General features: G+C 78.2%; 1 protein-coding gene. It reads left to right on the top strand.

Translation table 11 applies throughout. The annotated features are described in order from the left end of the window. On the top strand, positions 1-1,465 hold a 1,465-nt coding region (locus ACLBX8_RS31450; protein WP_447716395.1), incomplete at both ends, for a condensation domain-containing protein.

The following is a 1,465-nucleotide window of genomic DNA, read 5'->3' on the forward strand; positions in this document are numbered from 1 at the left end:
GCCCTGGCCGACACGCTGCCCGACGCGCTGCGCCCCGCCCGCATCCTCGCCCTGCCCGCCCTGCCGGTCTCCGCCAACGGGAAGCTCGACCCAGGACGGCTCCCCGAACCCGACTGGGCGGGCGCGGACGCCGTGGGCGGGACCGCCGGCTTCGATCCGCCGCGCGGCCAGACCGAGACGCGCCTCGCCGCCCTCTGGGCCGGCGTGCTCGGCCTCGACGCCCGACGCCTGTCGCGCCGGGACAGCTTCTTCGAGCGCGGCGGCGACTCGATCCTCGCCCTCCAGCTCGTCGCCCGCGCCCGGGAGAGCGGCCTCGCGCTGACCCCGCGGGACGTCTTCACCCATCCGCGCCTCGCCGCCCTGGCGGCGCATCTCGACGCGGCCCCGGACAACGCGGCCGCGCCAGCCCCCCAGGTCGACCCGGCGCGCGAGGCCGGTCCGGTTCCCCTCACCCCGATCCAGCGCCGGTTCCTCGACGGCCCCGTCCCGAACCGGCAGCACTGGAACCAGGCGATCGTGCTCGCGCCCCGGGCACCCCTCGACCCGGGCCGCCTCGCTGAGGCCCTCGCGGCCGTCGAGGCCGCCCATCCCGCGCTGCGCCTGCGCTTCGCGCGGGACGCGCACGGGGCCTGGACCCAGACCTGCCGGGCACCGGGGCAGGAGCCCCCGCTGTGGCGGCGCGCGGCGGACGGTGCGCCGGCCTTCGCGGCCCTCGCCGCGCAAGCCCAGACGAGCCTCGACCTCGCCGAAGGGCCAGTCTGGCGGGCCGTGCACGTCACCCTGCCGGCGGACGGGATCGAGCGGCTCCTCCTCGTCGCCCACCACCTCGTGGTCGACGCCATGTCGTGGCGCATATTGATCCAGGACCTCGCGGCGGCGCTCGCCGGGCGGCCGCTCGCGCCCCCGCCGACGAGCTTCCCGGGCTGGGCCCGCAGCCTCGACGTCCTGGCCCGGCACCCCGGACATGCCGGGCGCCGCGAATCCTGGCTGGCCGGCTGGCAGGCCGGGGGGCCGTGCCCCGATGCCGCGTTGCGGCCGGTCCGGCCCGACGCCCCCAACGTCGAATCCGCCCAGACCGAGATCGCCGACAGCCTCGACGCCGACGCGACCGACGCCTTCCTGCGCCGGGCCGGTCGGCCCTACAGCGCCCGTCCCGACGAGATCCTGCTCACCGCCCTGTCGATCGCGCTGGCGCGGCGCGGCGACGGGACGGCAGTGGGCGTGACCCTCGAGCGCCACGGTCGCGATGCCGACGCCCTGGCCGACGCGCTCGCCGAACCCCTCTCAGAACCCTTCCCCGAGCCCCTCTCCGACGCGCAGGACGGCCCGACCCTGCCCCGCCACGACCTGAGCCGGACGGTGGGCTGGTTCACCACGCTGGTGCCGCTGCGGCTCGACCCCCTCGGCGGCGAGCCGGACCTGCCGCCGGACGACGCCGCCCGCGGCCACGCCCTCGGTCTCCTCC

Source organism: Methylobacterium sp. D48H (assembly GCF_053345715.1).